General features: G+C 58.1%; 22 protein-coding genes. 11 read left to right on the forward strand and 11 right to left on the reverse strand.

Going from position 1 to position 16,407, the window contains the following annotated elements:
* Window positions 1-39 precede the first annotated feature (39 nt).
* The 7 genes from ABEB25_RS14490 (at window position 40) to pncA (ending at window position 5,087) form a co-directional block, all read left to right on the forward strand.
* Window positions 40-921, forward strand: a complete 882-nt coding sequence (locus ABEB25_RS14490) for an ADP-ribosylglycohydrolase family protein (protein WP_345737127.1) — start codon at window positions 40-42, stop codon at window positions 919-921.
* Window positions 922-1,086: 165 nt separating this feature from the next.
* Entirely contained in the window at window positions 1,087-1,536 is a 450-nt protein-coding gene (gene tnpA / locus ABEB25_RS14495) for an IS200/IS605 family transposase (RefSeq protein WP_345737128.1), read from the forward strand.
* Window positions 1,537-1,750: 214 nt separating this feature from the next.
* The gene (locus ABEB25_RS14500; protein ID WP_345737129.1) at window positions 1,751-2,128 is read left to right on the forward strand and encodes a hypothetical protein; all 378 of its coding nucleotides are present in this window, start codon (window positions 1,751-1,753) and stop codon (window positions 2,126-2,128) included.
* Window positions 2,129-2,142: 14 nt separating this feature from the next.
* Window positions 2,143-3,597, forward strand: coding sequence for a nicotinate phosphoribosyltransferase (locus tag ABEB25_RS14505; RefSeq protein WP_345737130.1), 1,455 nt, complete (start codon window positions 2,143-2,145; stop codon window positions 3,595-3,597).
* 38 nt (window positions 3,598-3,635) lie between these two features.
* On the forward strand, window positions 3,636-4,148 hold the full coding sequence (locus ABEB25_RS14510) for an O-acetyl-ADP-ribose deacetylase (RefSeq protein WP_425572062.1): 513 nt from the start codon (window positions 3,636-3,638) through the stop codon (window positions 4,146-4,148).
* Window positions 4,145-4,513, forward strand: a complete 369-nt coding sequence (locus ABEB25_RS14515; RefSeq protein ID WP_345737132.1) for a hypothetical protein — start codon at window positions 4,145-4,147, stop codon at window positions 4,511-4,513. Before ABEB25_RS14510 ends, ABEB25_RS14515 begins: the two co-directional genes overlap by 4 nt.
* The gene (gene pncA, locus ABEB25_RS14520; RefSeq protein ID WP_345737133.1) at window positions 4,491-5,087 is read left to right on the forward strand and encodes a bifunctional nicotinamidase/pyrazinamidase; all 597 of its coding nucleotides are present in this window, start codon (window positions 4,491-4,493) and stop codon (window positions 5,085-5,087) included. Before ABEB25_RS14515 ends, pncA begins: the two co-directional genes overlap by 23 nt.
* Window positions 5,088-5,217: 130 nt before the next feature.
* Here the strand turns inward: pncA and ABEB25_RS14525 are convergent, their stop codons facing one another.
* The 10 genes from ABEB25_RS14525 to ABEB25_RS14570 all read right to left on the reverse strand — a co-directional run bounded on the left by ABEB25_RS14525 (window position 5,218) and on the right by ABEB25_RS14570 (window position 11,700).
* Window positions 5,218-5,547 carry a 3-keto-disaccharide hydrolase gene (locus ABEB25_RS14525; protein ID WP_345737134.1) on the reverse strand — a complete coding sequence of 110 codons (330 nt, stop codon included), beginning with the start codon at window positions 5,545-5,547 and terminating at the stop codon, window positions 5,218-5,220.
* Complete coding sequence (locus ABEB25_RS14530) at window positions 5,454-5,756, reverse strand: 3-keto-disaccharide hydrolase (protein WP_345737135.1); 303 nt, start codon at window positions 5,754-5,756, stop codon at window positions 5,454-5,456. Before ABEB25_RS14530 ends, ABEB25_RS14525 begins: the two co-directional genes overlap by 94 nt.
* Window positions 5,757-5,943: 187 nt before the next feature.
* Window positions 5,944-6,339 carry a nuclear transport factor 2 family protein gene (locus tag ABEB25_RS14535; protein ID WP_345737136.1) on the reverse strand — a complete coding sequence of 132 codons (396 nt, stop codon included), beginning with the start codon at window positions 6,337-6,339 and terminating at the stop codon, window positions 5,944-5,946.
* Window positions 6,336-7,562, reverse strand: coding sequence for an MFS transporter (locus ABEB25_RS14540; protein ID WP_345737137.1), 1,227 nt, complete (start codon window positions 7,560-7,562; stop codon window positions 6,336-6,338). Before ABEB25_RS14540 ends, ABEB25_RS14535 begins: the two co-directional genes overlap by 4 nt.
* A complete protein-coding gene (locus tag ABEB25_RS14545; protein ID WP_345737138.1) occupies window positions 7,562-8,644 on the reverse strand; it encodes an alkene reductase in 1,083 nt (360 codons plus the stop codon). The genes ABEB25_RS14540 and ABEB25_RS14545 overlap by 1 nt, the downstream gene beginning before the upstream one ends.
* A gap of 16 nt (window positions 8,645-8,660) precedes the next feature.
* Window positions 8,661-9,683, reverse strand: coding sequence for an NADPH-dependent aldehyde reductase Ahr (gene ahr, locus ABEB25_RS14550; protein WP_345737139.1), 1,023 nt, complete (start codon window positions 9,681-9,683; stop codon window positions 8,661-8,663).
* A 27-nt stretch (window positions 9,684-9,710) separates the two neighbouring features.
* On the reverse strand, window positions 9,711-10,148 hold the full coding sequence (locus ABEB25_RS14555) for a DUF5069 domain-containing protein (protein WP_345737140.1): 438 nt from the start codon (window positions 10,146-10,148) through the stop codon (window positions 9,711-9,713).
* Window positions 10,149-10,177: 29 nt separating this feature from the next.
* Entirely contained in the window at window positions 10,178-10,495 is a 318-nt protein-coding gene (gene trxA, locus ABEB25_RS14560) for a thioredoxin (RefSeq protein WP_345737141.1), read from the reverse strand.
* Between the two features lie 65 nt (window positions 10,496-10,560).
* Window positions 10,561-11,157 (reverse strand): TetR/AcrR family transcriptional regulator, encoded by a 597-nt coding sequence (locus ABEB25_RS14565; protein ID WP_345737142.1) that lies wholly within the window; start codon window positions 11,155-11,157, stop codon window positions 10,561-10,563.
* A 45-nt stretch (window positions 11,158-11,202) separates the two neighbouring features.
* Window positions 11,203-11,700, reverse strand: coding sequence for a hypothetical protein (locus ABEB25_RS14570; protein ID WP_345737143.1), 498 nt, complete (start codon window positions 11,698-11,700; stop codon window positions 11,203-11,205).
* A 123-nt stretch (window positions 11,701-11,823) separates the two neighbouring features.
* On the opposite strand from ABEB25_RS14570, the gene ABEB25_RS14575 reads away from it, so the two are divergent.
* The 4 genes from ABEB25_RS14575 to ABEB25_RS14590 all read left to right on the forward strand — a co-directional run bounded on the left by ABEB25_RS14575 (window position 11,824) and on the right by ABEB25_RS14590 (window position 15,674).
* Entirely contained in the window at window positions 11,824-13,596 is a 1,773-nt protein-coding gene (locus ABEB25_RS14575; protein WP_345737144.1) for an endo-1,4-beta-xylanase, read from the forward strand.
* A gap of 86 nt (window positions 13,597-13,682) precedes the next feature.
* Window positions 13,683-14,228: a flavoprotein gene (locus ABEB25_RS14580; protein WP_345737145.1), complete on the forward strand. Its 546-nt coding sequence runs from the start codon at window positions 13,683-13,685 to the stop codon at window positions 14,226-14,228.
* Complete coding sequence (locus ABEB25_RS14585; RefSeq protein WP_345737146.1) at window positions 14,225-14,875, forward strand: phosphopantothenoylcysteine decarboxylase domain-containing protein; 651 nt, start codon at window positions 14,225-14,227, stop codon at window positions 14,873-14,875. Before ABEB25_RS14580 ends, ABEB25_RS14585 begins: the two co-directional genes overlap by 4 nt.
* A 40-nt stretch (window positions 14,876-14,915) precedes the next feature.
* On the forward strand, window positions 14,916-15,674 hold the full coding sequence (locus ABEB25_RS14590) for an inositol monophosphatase family protein (RefSeq protein ID WP_345737147.1): 759 nt from the start codon (window positions 14,916-14,918) through the stop codon (window positions 15,672-15,674).
* A gap of 3 nt (window positions 15,675-15,677) precedes the next feature.
* Here the strand turns inward: ABEB25_RS14590 and ABEB25_RS14595 are convergent, their stop codons facing one another.
* Entirely contained in the window at window positions 15,678-16,361 is a 684-nt protein-coding gene (locus ABEB25_RS14595; RefSeq protein WP_345737148.1) for a DUF2238 domain-containing protein, read from the reverse strand.
* Window positions 16,362-16,407 lie beyond the last annotated feature (46 nt).

Raw genomic sequence — 16,407 nt, forward strand, 5'->3', positions numbered from 1 at the left:
GACGCACCCACTCACGAAGCTCGGCTACAGAGAGCCCTCTTGTCGCTGGATGGTTTGTCTGTGGGGGATGCCTTCGGTCAACTGCTTTCGACACAAGCACGCAGTGCCAGACGCATTGTTGAACAGAATGGCCTTCCCGGCCCTCACTGGTGGCACACGGACGATAGTCAAATGGCGATGGCCATCGTGGAGGAACTGGCTGCAACAAGACAGATTTCACCCGACTCTCTCGCCCATCGGTTTACCGAGCGCTACTTGGCGGATCCTGGCCGGGGTTATGGCAAAGGGGCCAGATTGCAGTTGGAGGAGATGGCCCGCGGCACAGGCTGGAAGCAGACATCGACAGCAGCTTTCAATGGACGTGGATCTAAAGGAAATGGGAGTGCCATGAGGTCGGCCCCTTTAGGAGCTTACTTCGCCGACGACCTCGAACGTGTTGTCAGTGAAAGCACCCAAAGCTCTATGGTCACGCATTCCCATCCTGAGGGTATTGCTGGCAGTGTCGCTGTTTCACTGGCTGCCGCTCAAACTTGGCAAACTCGTGGGCTCGAATTGCAGACGGCACGTCACAGCATCTGGCAAGCAACACTGGAACAAACCCCACACGGCGAAACATGGGAGGGGCTGCAAAAAGCCTTCGCGGTCCCGCTTGAGATGATCCCAGAAAATGCGGCTCGCCTTTTAGGCTCAGGGTTTCTTGTCACTGCACCTGACACAGTGCCCTTTGCCATCTGGTGTGCCATCCGTCACCTGGATAACTATCGTGAAGCCCTCATCGCCACGCTTGAAGGGGATGGTGACTGCGATACCAACTGCGCCATCGTCGGTGGCATTGTTTCACTGTTTGTTGGGCGTTCTGGCATCCCCGAAGATTGGCTGAAATCCCGTGAACGATTGGACCTGAATCTTCCTGCATCATGACATCCCCTCTCTTCTTCCCCAGCCCCGAAGGGGCATGACAACAAAGCCCAGGGCCAACGAGCCTCAGCGAGTGCAGCCCTGGGAAACTCGACACCAGTTTATCTTTCTACGAGCCCTGAAAGGGCGAGACACTGACACGCACTTCAAACCCTCCACCCGCTTGGCATGTCTCAATCGCTCGCCCAGATTTATATCCACTTGGTATTCTCCACCAAAGACCGGGAACCGTGCATCAGCACCGTCATCCAGCCAAAACTACATGCCTATCTCGCTGGCACCCTGAACGCCGTGGATTGCCCCGCTCTTTGTGTCGGCGGCATGCCGGACCATGTGCATCTTCTCTTTCGACTCGCTCGCACTGTGTCCCTCTCGGATGCGGTGAAGACCGCCAAGGTGGAATCTTCGAAGTGGATGAAGACACAGGGCCACATCGGCCACTTTGCTTGGCAGTCCGGTTACGGTGCTTTTTCCGTCAGTGTGTCCCAGTTAGAATCGGTCACTCACTACATCCAGAATCAAGCCGAACACCACGCTGGACGAACTTTCCAAGATGAGTTCAGACGCATGTTGGAACTCTACAAAATCAACTACAACGAAGCCTATGTCTGGGATTGAAACTCTTCACCTTCGAGCCCCCATCTGCCTCGCCCTTTCAGGGCTTGAGATAGGAAAGTATCTCCTTCTGCAAACCCAGGGCAGCGCTCGCTTAGGCTCGCTGGCCCTGGGCTTTGATGCCCTGCCCTTTCAGGGCTAACTCCAGTTTGGGCAGCTCCATTTCAGACTCAATTTTCGTTTTTGTTAGGCCAATAAAATGACCTCGAAACACCCCATGAAACGCCGATGTGGATTCCGTTTCTCTCCCATAGATGCGGCTGTCTTGCTAGTGGCCACAGTCGTTGCCATCTGGATGCACCAGCACGAGTATGAACTGTGGTGGGTCGTGCCGATGGCCGTTGGCCATTTCTTCCTCTTCTGCAATGTCTTCCTGGTTTGGCGACGTTGGGAACTGATCTGGGCAGGCACTTTCGTGGCGAATGTTCTGCTTCACATGGCCCAAGGCAACCTGAGTTGGTGGCCCCTCATGGGCTGGCAGCTACCTGCGACATTACTTGTGATTCTTTTGCAAATACGCTCGCCGTGGTATCACGGAATCTATGCCAGACAATTGAATCCACGGTTGCAGGAATACCTCGATAGTGACCTCTGACTCTATTTTCCCCCATGAAAACAGATACCCCCCTCCTTACCGACCTCTATCAGCTCACCATGGCGGCAGGCTATTGGAAATGTGGCAAGGCGGAGCAAGAGGCGGTCTTCCATCTCTTCTTTCGCAAGCTGCCCTTTGCTGGCGGCTACGCCATTGCCGCGGGTCTGGGCGATGTGGTGAAATGGCTGCAAGGTTTCCACTTCGCTCCGGCGGAGCTGGAGTATCTGGCCACGATCCCAGGACGAGATGGCAAGCCGTTGTTTGAACCTGGTTTCCTCGACTATCTCAGCACCCTGAAATGGCAGTGCGATGTGGCGGCCATTCCTGAGGGCACGGTGGTGTTTCCTCATGAGCCCCTGCTGCGCATTCAGGGTCCGCTCATTCAGGCTCAACTTGTGGAGACCGCCCTGCTGAACATCATCAATTTCCAAACCCTCATCGCCACCAAAGCCGCGCGTGTCTGTCAGGCCGCGCAAGGGGAGCCCGTATTGGAATTCGGGCTCCGCCGTGCCCAGGGGCCGGATGGTGCTGTGATGGCCAGCCGGGCCGCTTTCATTGGCGGCTGCGCTTCGACCTCGAATGTGCTTGCGGGCATGACCCATGGCATTCCCGTGCGCGGCACGCATGCCCACTCGTGGGTCATGTCGTTCGATACTGAGCTAGAAGCCTTCGCCACCTATGCCGAGGCTATGCCTAACAACTGTGTGTTTCTGGTGGATACCTATGATACCGTGGAAGGCGTGCGCCATGCCGTAGAGATAGGCCAAAGGCTACGGGCTCAAGGTCACGAGCTCGCGGGCATCCGCCTGGACTCGGGGGACCTCGCCTGGCTAAGCATCGAGGCCCGCCGCATTCTGGATGAGGGTGGTTTTCCTCAAGCCAACATCGTGGCCAGCAACGACCTCGATGAACATCTCATCGAAAGCCTGAAGCATCAGGGAGCCGCGATCAATGTCTGGGGTGTGGGCACCAAGCTCGTCACCGGTGGCGAACAGGCAGCCCTAGGCGGCGTTTATAAACTGGGTGCCATCCGTCATGAGAATGGCGAATGGGAACCGAAGATCAAACTCAGCGAGCAGGCGGTGAAAGTGAGCAATCCAGGCATCCAGCAGGTGCGTCGTTTTACCCTGAATGGTGAGTTTCGTGGCGATGCCATTTACGATCAAGAAACCGGCTGCCCCACGCCCACCGAGATCATGCATCCCGCCGATCCTCAACGCAGCAAGATCATGCCTGAAACCGCCACTCATGAGGATCTCTTAAAGCCTGTCTTTCAACGCGGCCAGTTCGTGGCTGAACAACCCACTCTTCAAGAAATCCAGGCCCGCACTCATCAACAACTTCAGCACCTTCACGCCACTGTGAAACGCCTGCAGCATCCTCACGAATACCCCGCCGGGGTAGAGCGCAGCCTTGCTGAAAAGAAGCTCGCGATGATGGCCAAAGCAAAAAGTACTTCAGGGCTTTAGCCCGTAAAACCCTGTTCGCTATCCAACCTCCAGTCGCTATTAAGATGACCCTCGAAGCACTCCAAGCCAACATTACCACCCTGGATGTGGATGCCATCGTCAATGCCGCGAATTCTTCGTTGCTGGGCGGTGGGGGTGTGGACGGAGCCATTCATCGGGCCGCTGGGCCGGATCTGGTCCACGAATGCAGGTTGTTAGGCGGCTGCAAAACTGGTCAGGCAAAGATCACCAAAGGTTATCAGCTCAAAGCACGACACATCATCCACACCGTAGGCCCAGTATGGCGCGGCGGCACTTACGGTGAGCCTGAACTGCTGCGCGCCTGCTATGACGAGAGCTTGCGCCTGGCCTGCAAACACGGTCTCCATAGCCTTGCCTTTCCCTGCATCTCCACTGGCATCTATGGCTATCCGGCAGACCTCGCCGCAAGCATTGCCGTCGCCGCTGCACGTGATTTTGCGGTCCGTGACACCTCGCTAAATCACATCATCTTCTGCTGCTTTTCAATTCAGGACAAGCAGCTCTATGAGAACATCCTCAAGGCCCCATGAAAAACGTCTTCCCCATCGTAAACCGTCGCGTGCAGACACGGTCGCTCGAGTCGCACATTGTGGATCACTGCAACCTTCGCTGTGCGGCCTGCTGCTCCCTGTCGCCTCATCTGCCAAAGTGGGAAGTGGAGCCTGTACAACTGGCGGAAGAATTGCGTCTGGCCCGCCGAGTCATCGCGCCAACGTGGCTAAAATTGGTGGGGGGTGAGCCGCTGCTTCATTCGCGATTCCTGGAATGCCTGGAAGTGGCCAAGGCGGCAGACATTGCCACGATTGTTTCAGTCACGACGAATGGCTTTCTGCTGCCTCGGCAGCCCGACGATATGCCTTTCCCCCATCCTTATGAAAGCTCATCTCCTCATTGATATTCAGAACGACTTCATGCCCAGCGGCTCACTCGCAGTCCCGGGAGGTGATGAGGTTATCCCTATCGTCAATGAGCTGATGCCGAAGTATGACCTCGTCGTGGCCACACAGGATTGGCATCCGGAGAATCACGGGAGCTTTGCCGCCAACCATCCCGGCAAAAGTATCTTTGAGCAAATTTTGTTAGCCGGCTTGCCCCAGACCTTGTGGCCCGTGCATTGTGTGCAAAACACCGGAGGTGCTTTGTTTGCTCCCGGTCTCGATACCCGGCTCATTGATCGGGTGTTCACCAAGGGCATGAACCCTCAGATTGACAGTTACAGCGGCCTTTATGACAACGGCCACAGTGCCTCCACAGGCATGGGCGAATGGCTCAAGTCCCAGGCTGTCACGGAGTTACAGGTGGCAGGTGTCGCCACGGATTACTGCGTGAAGTTCACCGTGCTGGATGCCTTGGGCGAAGGCTTTGACGTTAGCCTTATCACCACGGCCTGCCGTGGGGTGAACCTCCAGGCCGGTGATGTGGACCGGGCTCTGGAAGAAATGCAGGCGGCTGGATGCAAGGTGATGTGAAAGTGATGCGGCCACTCCTGGCTGCAGGACCAGGATCGAAGAATTGTCCGTCTGCGCGAATAGCGCAGAGGGCGGAGATCTAACGACCTTCGATTGCAGGCAAGAGTGCCAGCATCACTTCCGATGCTGATTACTTCAGTTCCTGAATGCGGATGTTCCGCCACATGACTTCCTTGCCGATGGCCTCAGTCTTTTTGCCAACGCCATGCACCTGAAGGGCGATCACGCCTTCCTTGGTCATGTCATCCTTGAAGTCGGCCGCTGGCACCCCGTTGATGAAGGTCTTGATGCTGTCGCCTTTGCACTCGATGCGGGCCTTGTTCCACTCGCCCTGTTTGAAGGCCTTGCGGGCAGCTTCGTTGTTCTTCAGATCAAAGAGCCAGCCGCGACGGCCTTCATCATACACACCACCGGTGAAGGCGCGGGCGCTCGGGTCAATTTCAAACTGGTAACCATGCACGCGGTCGGCTGGAAATTTCTTCTTTTCCCGGCGATCTCCACCTCTGTTTCCTGCGTGTAGTAGTTGCTGCGGAACTGGATGCCGGAGTTCATGGAGGGGTCCACCTTGAATTCCAGTTCCAGGATGAAGTCACCATACTTCTTGGCCGTGCAGAGGAAGGAGTTGCCCGTATTGGGCACCGTCTTGCCCACCACGGCGCCGCTTTCCACACGGTATTCGGCAGTGCCGCTGTGCTGTTCCTAGCCTGCCAGGGTCTTGCCATCAAACAGCGGAACAAAGGCATCCTCGGCGCGGGCGGAGGTGAGCAGCGAAAATAGGGCGAGCGGCAGCAGAAGGCGTGGTTTCATGGTAGGTCCCTCTTGAACGCAGCCAGGCGCCATCATCTGGCGAAATATCTCACGCGTCTTCCGTCATGGCCTGCCACATGGGATGCGTATCCGCATACATGCGGAAGCGCGTCACCTTGCCCGCCTTCAGATCATACACATGCGCCACGGCCACGCGCATAGATTTCCCCGTCGCAGGCGAAGTGCCGGAGTAATGGCCCAGCACGATCACTCGGTCACCGCTTTCCATCATCTCTTCCTCGGTGAAGGCAAAGCCTGTCCAGCGGCGGGAGTTGGCGCGGAAAACGTTCTCGATCACCGAAGCAGGGCCATGCCAGGTGGAGCCGCCCGGAAAGCCGGCACTCTGCTGCCAAACGATGTCTTCCGCACAAAGCGCATGCACAGCGGCATCATCTTTTTCGCGCATGGCGCGGTAGAGATCACGGACAGTTTCGAGGGAGGTCATGAGGCGACGGGTGAAGGGAGTGTAACGTCCTGGGTGCGCACTCGAGTGCCCAGCCAGTAACTCAAAGCAGATGCGGCCACGGCCACGTAACCGATGCGATTGAAATGAACCAGTTCCCCGGTGGGGGCAGTCGTGACCATGAAGCCAGCAAGGCTGGCGGCCACCCCAGCACCAAGATCGCGCACACAGGCATTCAGGCTCATGAAAGCTCCCCGCTGAGACTGCGGCACGGCCAAAGAACCAATCGCCTGGGCAGGGACAAAACGGCCACTGGCAAAGATGAAAAACAGACCGCTCAAACTCAGGATGGCGACCGTGGGAAGGCGGGACGCATGGGTAATGGTCAGCACCACGCCGGCCGCAACGATGATCATGATGCCCAGCACTTGAATCCGGCCTAGGCGATCCGCCAGACGTCCCACCCAGGGAGACGTAAAGATGGTTAGGCAGCCACCAATGAGATACACCAGCGAAAGATGCTCTTCGGGCAGCCCCAGGTTATGCACCAGATAGGGTGACAGCAGCGGGATCATGATCATGTGCCCGAGAACCAGCATGAAGATGAACATCAACGCCCAGCCAGCATTAGCATTGCGCAGCAGCGCCCAGAAGGCTTCCCCACGCAGCGTGGTGCTGACTTTTAAGTGATCGCGGATCGGCGGCAAATAATACCACAAGGACAACCAGGTCACGACGCCAATGCCCACGATCACAAAGAAAGGGGTCTCCCAGGTAAACTTCTGCGCCAGATAAAGGCCCAGGGGCACCCCCAGAGCGGCTGCAGCGGAGAAGGCCGTCATCACAATGCCCATGCCAGCAGCACGCCTTTGCGGAGGCACCACATCACTGACGATGGCCATGATGAGGGCACCGGACACACCGCCAAAGGCACCGCAGATGATGCGCGCCTGAGTCAAAGCGGCAGCGGTATGGGCCAAGGCACAGGCCAGCGTGCCGAGGATGAATCCAGCGAAGCAAAACAGCAGCAGTTTGCGGCGATCAAACCGGTCCATAAACGGAGCGGCTAGCAGGCCCACGATGCCCGCCGCAAAGGTGTAGGCGGCGACCATGCCGCTGAACCTCTCTGGCCCAATGTCCAGTTCCCGCATCAGTTGTGGACCCAGCGGCATCATGACCATGAAGTCCATGATGTGGGCGAACTGCACCGTGGCCAAAAGGATGAGCAGGGCCTTTTCAGAAATGGGTGGGCGTGTGGTTGCCATCACGCCGCAGAACGAGTTGGGTAGTCCGTGTACCCCTTCGCTTCTTGAGAGTAAAAAGTGCCCACATCCGGTTCCACCAAAGGCAGCCCCGCCTGAATGCGCTCGACCAAATCAGGATTGCTGATGTAGTGATGGCCAAAGGCCACACCGTTGAGCGTGCCAGCCTCCACCGCTTGTCCGGCCTCTTCAGGCGTGTAGCCCATGTTGCCGATCAACGCCCCTTTGAAACTTGCCCGGGCAATGCTGACCACGTCCCCCTGCTGCACACCGAAGAAATCCCCACGCATCAGATGCAGGTAGGCGATGCCACGCTGGTCCAGTTGCGTGGCCACATAGGCCGTTAGGCCAGCGGGGTCACTGTCTTCCATGGAGTTGAAGCTGTTCAGTGGTGAAATGCGCACGCCCACGTAACCTACGCCCCAGACATCGGTCACGGCATCCACAACTTCCAGGAGAAGGCGCGCACGGTTTTCGATTGGGCCGCCGTATTCACCGCTGCGGCGATTGCTGCTGTCGCGCAAAAACTGATCCAGCAAATAACCGTTGGCTCCGTGGACTTCCACACCGTCAAACCCAGCCACCTTAGCATTCAACGCGGCTTTTTTAAAACCTTCAACGATCTGGGACAGCTCGTCATCCCCCAATTCGCGCGGAGTGGCATAGGGCTTCTTGCCTTCCGGCGTATGAGCTTCGTCATTGGTGATTGGAAGCGCACTGGCCGATACGGGGGTAGCACCCCCATTGAAGTAAGGATGGCACGCACGACCTCCATGCCAGAGCTGCAGGAAAATGCGGCCTCCCTTGGCATGCACCGCATCGGTCACCTTTCTCCAGGCCACGATCTGCGCATCTGAATAGATGCCCGGCTCACGGCCAGCAAAGGCGGAGTTTCCCTCCATGACCATGGTGGCCTCTGCCACGATGAGGCCCGCACTGGCCCGCTGAGAATAGTATTCCACCATGAGATCCGTGGGCACGTGGTTCACATCGGCACGGCAGCGGGTCAGCGGTGCCATGAAGATGCTATTGGGCAGTTCCACGGCCCCGAGAGTGAGAGGACTGAAGAGAGATCGGGAGGACATCGTGTGATAAATTTGGTTAGGCGCTCAGATCATTTTCCAGCACGATGCGGTAACGCGCCTTGCCAGAGCGCAGATGCTCCAGCGCATCATTCGCGCGCGACATGGGGAAAGTCTCCGTGGTGGGGGCGATGCTGTGCCGGGCGCAGAACTCCAGCATGGTGTCCACCGTCGCCGGACTACCCAGAGGCGAACCGGAGACGGATTTCTGACCCGAGATCATCGGGAAAGCGGCGATGCCCATGGGCTCCAAAACGGCACCCACGGTGTGCAGCCGGCCTTTAGGTTTGAGGGCGGCAATGTAGGTATTCCAGTCCAGTGCCACATTGGTGGTGTTCAGGATGAAATCGAAGCTGCCATTCGCCTTGTTGAGGTCTGCTTTATCTCGCGAATTCAGGGTGCGATGGGCACCGAGCTGCAAGGCTTCTTCGCGCTTCGAATCACTGCTGGTAAAGGCCACCACTTCACAGCCCCAAGCGCGGAGGAATTTCAGCGCGAGGTGTCCCAAACCGCCGATGCCAATGACACCCACACGATCCGTCGGCTGCACCCCGCATTGGATGATGGGATTGAACACGGTAATGCCACCGCAGAAAAGCGGGCCTGCCTTGCTGGCATCCAGCGTTTCGGGAAGAGGATTCAGCCAGGTCCAGTGCGCGCGCACACGGCTGGCAAAGCCCCCATGACGGCCCACAATCGTGCCCTCCGCCGTCGGGCAGAGGTTTTGATTGCCGGACAGACACTGAGCACAGGCACCGCAGCTCCCAGAATTCCAGCCCAGGCCTACCCGGTCTCCCACTTTCAGGCGCTTGGTGTGCGGCCCCAGTTCTACCACCTTGCCCACCACTTCATGCCCCGGCACAAACGGGTAGCTGGAGATACCCCAGTCATTGTCCAGCATGGAAAGGTCACTGTGGCAGATGCCGCAGGATTCCACGGCTATTTCCACCTGTTCATCACCGAGCGGCCCCGGTGTGTATTCATAAGATTGCAGCGCTTGTTTGGCACCGAAGGCGGCGAGGGCGTGAATGGGTGTGCTCATAAGTGGGATGGATGCGGTTATACGGAACTAAGCTTTGCCACCAAAGGTGACATGATCGTCGAGATCGAGGAAATCGAACCAGGTGCCGATGTCTTCACGGTCTGCGCCGCCAGCTTCGGCCACCTTTTCATTGATGAAGGACCGGCTCTCATTGTCAGCAGGCACAGCCCCTTCGCGATGGGCGCTCCATTGGGCGATCTCCCACTCGCTATGCTTGTGCCGACGATTTTCGAGAATCCACGCCAGGACGGAACCGTCCCCCAGGCCTTGGGCGACCTGGGTTTTCAAAGCCTCATGATCCACCCCGGCGAAGTCGAAAAAGCGGCGGTCCATGGGGCAATTGTAGTGATACTCACCCAAAGTGCCCGCGATTTCTGCGCGGCATTTGTCGAGTAACCGGGGCAGCAGCACGTAGCCGCCAAGGCGGACACGTGGGCTGCGGGGAGGGCGCTGAGTGAGATTCATGGTGTGGAAAGATTCCCGTAAGTATCGGATCACGCAGCCAGAGCGGCTTCAATGAACGCCTTGCTTTTGACACCCGTGATCGTGTTCACTGGCTGGCCATTCTTGAAAACAATCAGCGTCGGGATGGCGCGAATGCCAAAACGCTCGGCCAGTTCCGGATGCGCATCAATGTCCACCTTGGCGATGGTGGCGGATCCGGCCTGTTCTCCAGCGATTTGGTCCAGGATCGGAGCCAGCATCTTACAAGGGCCGCACCATTCGGCCCAGAAATCCACCAGGACGGGCAGACCAGTGGTGTTGTTGATAGCGGCATCAAAAGTCTCGTTGGTGAGGGATTGCGGTTTCATAGTGTTAGGATTTGAGTTCGATTTACGTTTGAATAGACCAGTCGGTTTATTGGAAGTTAAAAAAGTCAGACCTGGCTTGGAGAAAGAATGGATTTCAAAAATGCGATGGCTTCACGCAGGGAGGCCACGTTGCGGGTGGTGGAGGCGCGGTGCATGGCACCTGTCCAGAGATCAAGAATCACCGGAGCCATGATGGAAGGTTCAATGCAGGCAGCCATCTTGCCTTTTTGGACGCCTTCAAGGAGCAGCTTTTCGAAAATCGCCACCCATTCCCGGGTTCCTTGGGCCAGCACCTCGCGCATCGGCTCGCTGAAATCAGCGACTTCCGAGGCCAATTTGATCACTAAACAAGGGCATTTACCCTCAGATTCCAGCGTTCTACAGACATTCGACTCCAGGTAGGTCACGAGGCGGAGCAGGGGATCAGGCTCGGGAGTGGGAGAAAGCAGCAGCTTGCTTTTATAGGCGGTGGACTCAGCCACGTAGTGCTTCAGCATCTCCACTCCAAATTGCTCCTTCGACTCAAAGTGATGGTAAAAGGAACCCTTTGGCACCCGAACCGCCTTGAGGATTTCATTGAGCCCCACGGAATGAAAACTCTTCTCGAGCATCAGCTCTTCAGCCGCGTCAAGAATGCGTTCTTTGGTGGTTCTGTCGCTCATAACGATGACAGATTAGACCGATCGGTCTAATCTGTCAAATCTTTTTTATTCCAGTGCCCCCACCCAGGTCTTGGGTTTGCCGTTTTCTAGCTTCTCAAGATCCAAGGGCCCCGGCTTCTTCACTTCGGCTTTCTCACCGCGTACCTCCAGCGTCAGGCCCCCTTGCAGGTGCGCTTTTTCCAGCCAGTAGCGCAGGCGGACGTCCTGGGCCGTCTGGGCAGGAATCTGCGGCGGCTTTTCAGTGGCGAGGGTGAAAAGCGGCACCTCTTTTCCCTCCGCCGTCAGCAGGCGCACATCGGGTGGCTGAAAGGAGAAAGGGCGGGGGCTGGTGTTGCGATAGCGCAGCTCAATGTCCAGACGCGCATTGCCATAGTCCCGCTCCAGGGTGCAACGGTGGATTTTCAAGCCCGGCTCGGCCGTCACTTCCGTCGCCAGCGGCTCCGGATTGCCCTCGGCGGCTTCATCCGTGGTGAAAACCCAGAAGGTGAGCCCGAGGCTGAGGAGGATGAGCAGCCAAACTTCGAAACGTTTCAGGAAAGACATGAGAATGGCGTGATGCAGACAGGACTGTTTTGCAATCAGAGATGTGATCCCGACCCCAGACAGTGCTGCAGCCCCCTGCTGGATAAAATCTTGCGGCAGGGCCACCCTGCGTCAGACTGCGGAGTGAAGTTTATCCTGCTCGCCGCCCTGCTCAGTGTGTGTCTCCACTCAGCACATGCCTTGGAAATCCCTCCAGGAGGGACCGAGATCGGCAGCTCTCTGAAAGCCTCCGTCAACGCGGAAGCAGGCAAAGCCGTGACTCTGGAAAAGGGCGCACGCATCACGATAGAAAAGGCTGATGCCTCCAAGGCCTACCTCGCCCAGTTTACCGTCCCTTGCGTGCCTGAGATCAAAACCGGGGAGCCCGTGCTGGCGGTGATCAAGGCACGCGTCCTGGGACCGTCCTCCAATGGGGTGGTCACCGCCAAACTGCAACTGCAACAGGCCCCCTACATAGCCCTCAGCCCGGACACCTCCCTGGAGATTCATCCCGAATGGACCGAATTGCCCGTGACTTTGGTGCCCAACAAAAGTGCAGGCGCAGGCATGGCGGCTTTGGTTTTGCTGTGCGGGCAAAAAGAACAGACCCTGGAGGTCGAAAGCGTCCGACTGCTCAGCTATCCGGCGAAAACAGACATCGCCACCTTCCCGCGCATCCGCCGCAGCTATGCCGGGCGTGAGGCCCAGGCCCCATGGCGAAAGGCGGCTCTCGAGCGGATCGAAAAACATCGCCAAGCCGATCTGACGCTCACCCTGACGGACCCGACAGGCCAACCCTTGAAGAACACCGAGGTCCGCGCTGTTTTACAGCGTCATGAATTTGGTTTTGGCTCGGCTGTGCCGGTGAAATGGCTGGTGGAAGACAGCCAGGATGGGCGCAACTTCAGAAATATTGTGGATCGCCTGTTTAGCATCGTGGTGTTTGAAAACGATCTCAAAGAAGGGGAGTGGTCACCCGAGGCGAGCACCGAAAAACGCCAGCAACGCAACGTCCAGCTCGACCAAGCTTTCGCCTGGCTTGAAGCACGCCACATCCCGGTGCGCGGCCACTACCTCATGCAGGTGGCGACCCCCTACAATCTCCATGGCATCAACGACACCGAGGTCATCCGGCAGCGAATCTTCGAAGGCACCCGTGAGCGGCTCAACTTCGTGAAAAACCGTGTGCGTGAATGGGATGTGATCAATCACCCCATCGCCTGGCATGGCGCCGACATGCTGAATGCCAAACCCGGTTTGGCCGAGATCGACCGGGAAACCTACCGGCTCGCACGCTCCCTGACGGACCTGCCTTTTTGGGTCAATGAAGATCAAATCTTCCGCCCAGGCCCGCAGCAGGAACGCACTTTCACCTACATCCAGGCGCTGAATGAGGCAGGGCTCACCGTGGCAGGCCTGGGCAACCAGGCCCACTTTGACGAAAGCTTCCTGCCCTCACCCGAGGAGCTGCTGGCCGTCACCGATCGCTACGCGAAAATCGTTCCTTCCCAGTCCATCACTGAATTTGATGTGGTGACCCAGGCCGATGAAGAGCTGGCCGCAGATTATACGCGCGACATGCTGATCGCCTGTTTTAGCCACCCCGCCTACAGCAGCATCCTCCTCTGGGGTTTTTGGGAAGGCACCCACTGGAAACCTGAAGCCGCCTCCTGGAACAAAGACTGGTCCATCCGCCTTCGCGGTGAGGTGCTGGAAGAGTGGATTGGCCGACGCTGGCGCACCGATTTGACCTTGAAAACCGACGCCTCAGGCCAGGTGAACTGGCGGGGGTTTCCCGGTGACTACCTGGTGACGACCTATATCGAAAACGAGTCGGCCAGCAGCACGGTGACGCTTCATCATCAAAAGCCGACTGGGCGCGCCAGCCTCCAGAAAACCTCGGCGGCCCAACCATAAGCAGAGCCACCACCCGGCAAAAGTTTTCATTTCCAAACGGCAGGCGTAGTGCCCTTTGTTACTACCTCGAATTCTCCACACGCCTTATGTCACGCATCGTCCTCGGCATCACCGGCTCCATCGCCGCTTACAAGGCGGCAGATCTGGCCAGCCAGCTCACCAAAGCTGGGCATGAGGTGACCTGTGTGCTGACGAAAGGGGCGCTGGAATTTGTCACCCCACTCACGCTGGCCACCCTCTCCCGCCGCCCGGTGGTGACGGATCTGTTTGCCGAAAAAGAAGGCTGGCAGCCCGGTCATATCCAACTGGCCGATGACGCAGACCTCCTGCTCATCGCCCCGGCCACGGCCAATGTGCTGGCCTCCATGGCCCACGGGTTTGCCAACGATGCGCTAACAGCCATCGCCCTGGCCACACGAGCCCCCATCCTGATCGCGCCGGCGATGAACGGCAAAATGTGGCTGCACCCGGCGACGCTGAAAAACGTGGAAACGCTGAAGGGTTGGGGCGCGCAATTCATCGAACCTGCGGAAGGTCTCCTGGCCTGCGGTTACGAAGGCGTGGGCCGTCTGGCCCCCGTGGAGGAAATCCTGGCAGCCGTGCAGGCCCTCTTAAACAAGGGGGGCGCATGAAGATCCTCATCACGGCTGGCCCAACCCGTGAACCCTTGGACCCGGTGCGTTATCTGACCAACCGTTCCTCGGGCAAAATGGGCTATGCCCTGGCCGAAGCCGCCCATGACCGAGGGCATGAGGTGACACTGATCTCCGGCCCGGTCTCCTTGCCTCCGCCTGAGGGCATGATCGTAGTGAAGGTGGAAACCGCTCGCCAGATGTACGAGGCCGTGCGCAGCCACCTGGGCGGACAGGACACCGCCATTTTTTCCGCTGCCGTGGCCGATTACCGACCTGTGGCCAAGGCCGAACAAAAGATCAAAAAGACAGGCGAGACCCTCACCCTCACCTTGGAGAAAACCGAGGACATTCTTGGCTCGGCCCGCAGCGTGTTCGGCTTCACCGGTTACCTGGTCGGTTTCGCGGCGGAGACGGAGCGGTTGCTGGAGCATGCGCACGACAAGCTAGCGCGCAAAGGCTGCGACCTCGTCATCGCCAATGATGTCTCGCAGGCGGGCATCGGGTTTGACAGCGCGGAGAACGAAGTCACTCTGTGCCTGCCTGACGCCTCGCCTTTCCCCCTGCCACGTCAGACCAAAGCCGCGCTGGCTCGCGAGTTGATCGCGTTCATCACCCAGCAGGCCGCCTTGAAAAAAACCCTTTGATCCCCACCGGGACATTCGTCTCCCTCTCACTCTCACCTCCATGCCAGAACTCATCGCCATCGCCATCGAAGCCGCCACTCAGGCCGGCAACCTCATCCGGGACAATTTCGGCTCTGAAAAGACCGTCAATGAGATGCATCGTCGCGATGTGAAACTGGAGCTCGATGTGCGCAGCCAAAAGCTCATCACCGACATCATCCTCGGTTACCATGCCGACCACCGCATCCTCGGCGAAGAGGAAGGCGACGTCGGCGGAGATGGCGATGTGGAATGGATCGTGGACCCGATCGATGGCACGGTGAACTACTTCTACGGCATCCCACATTTTTGCGTGTCCATCGCCGCACGGGTTCGCTCCACCAAGGAGCCCCTGCTGGGCGTGATTCATGACCCAATGCAAAATGAAACTTGGTCTGTCGTCAAAGGTGGTGTGGCCACCCTGAACGGCAAACCCATCTCCGCCAGCACACGTGCCCAGATGAGCGAAGCCGTGGTGACCGTCGGTTTCTCCAAAAGCAAATCCGCCCTGGATGCTGGCTTTGAGCGTTACCGCCGCATCAGCTACGAAGTGTTCAAGACCCGCATGCTTGGCAGTGCCGCGCTGGCCCTGGCCTACATCGCCTGCGGCCGGCTGGATGCCTATGTGGAGGAGCAGATCAGCCTTTGGGACATCGCCGCTGGCGTCATGCTGGTGGAGGCTGCCGGAGGCAAAATCGTCACGCGAGACAGCACCGTGCGTCCGGGCACCATGTTCATCTGCGCCACCAACGGCAAGCTGGACATTGAGCCTTACCTGTAAGCGCTAATCCGCTTTCGCGGTCACCTTCAGGCTCTCATTCCACTCCCGGGCAAAGTCCCGCTGGCAACGCTTGTTGACGGCGGCATTCACCGTCATGGCGATGAGAGCCCCCAGGCCCGCCAAAGCCATGTCTTTGTGCGCATCCCAGGCATCCCCCTGGGTGCCCAGGTAGGCATTGCCCAGTTCGCCTCCAAAGACCGTTGCGGCCGCCCATTCGATGAGCTCAAAGATCGCTGAGGTGGAAAGCATGATGTCCAACGGCAGGAAGTAGGACCAAAAACCGCGCACCCTGGCCACGCGCAGGAAGATCTCGCGAAACGGATAGGCGCACAGCAGGCCGTACAGAAAGTGCAGCAAGCGGTCGAAATGATTCCGCTCCCAGCCCATCAGGTCATTGAAGGTACCCCCCGTCAGCGCCAGCCACCACTGATCATACGGCACCTTTTCATAGGTGTAGTGCGCGCCGATCTCATGCAGACACAGGAAGACAAAGATGAGCGTGTGGGACACCCGTGAAAACAGCCGCCTTTTCCAGCCCCAAAACAGCAAGGCGGAGGCGGGCACCAGCAGCACATTTTCCAGCAGCCAGTCATGGCGATAGTGTGGGCTGATGGCCAGGGCCGACCACCAGACGACAAACAAGCCTAACAATAAGCAGGTGTACTTCTCATAGCTCAGGTATTTCATGAGGGGCAAGGAGGCTTTGCCCACATTGAAAAGCATCCCCCGCCCT

The organism is Prosthecobacter algae, assembly GCF_039542385.1.
In the GTDB taxonomy this organism is placed as follows: Bacteria; Verrucomicrobiota; Verrucomicrobiia; order Verrucomicrobiales; family Verrucomicrobiaceae; genus Prosthecobacter; species Prosthecobacter algae.